Origin of the sequence: Pseudomonas sp. AU11447, from assembly GCF_001672555.2 — a bacterium.
Lineage (GTDB): Bacteria > Pseudomonadota > Gammaproteobacteria > Pseudomonadales > Pseudomonadaceae > Pseudomonas > Pseudomonas nitroreducens.
This window is the reverse complement of record NZ_LZDG02000061.1, coordinates 1-354: the sequence shown is the minus strand read 5'-3', so window position 1 is coordinate 354 and position 354 is coordinate 1. Positions and strand designations below refer to the sequence as shown.

1 protein-coding gene is annotated in these 354 nt (G+C 65.5%); it reads left to right on the top strand.

Features of this window, described 5'->3' with window-relative positions:
• The coding region (locus A6723_RS22805; RefSeq protein WP_256546966.1) for a methyl-accepting chemotaxis protein at positions 1-354 on the top strand (354 nt) is incomplete at both ends.

Genomic DNA, 354 nt, shown 5'->3' with positions numbered 1-354 from the left:
CAGCTGTCGGACAAGATCAGTTCGGCCTGCGCCAACATCGAGGCGCTGAACAGCCGCACGGTAAACATCGGGCAGATTCTCGAAGTGATCAAAGGCATCTCCGAGCAGACCAACCTGCTGGCCCTCAACGCCGCCATCGAGGCCGCCCGCGCCGGGGAAGCCGGCCGTGGCTTCGCCGTGGTCGCCGACGAAGTGCGCAACCTCGCCCACCGCGCGCAGGAGTCAGCCCAGCAGATTCAGAAGATGATCGAAGAGCTGCAGGTCGGCGCCCGCGAAGCCGTGGACACCATGACCGAGAGCCAGCGCTACAGCCTGGAAAGCGTGGAGATCGCCAACCGCGCCGGCGAACGTCTG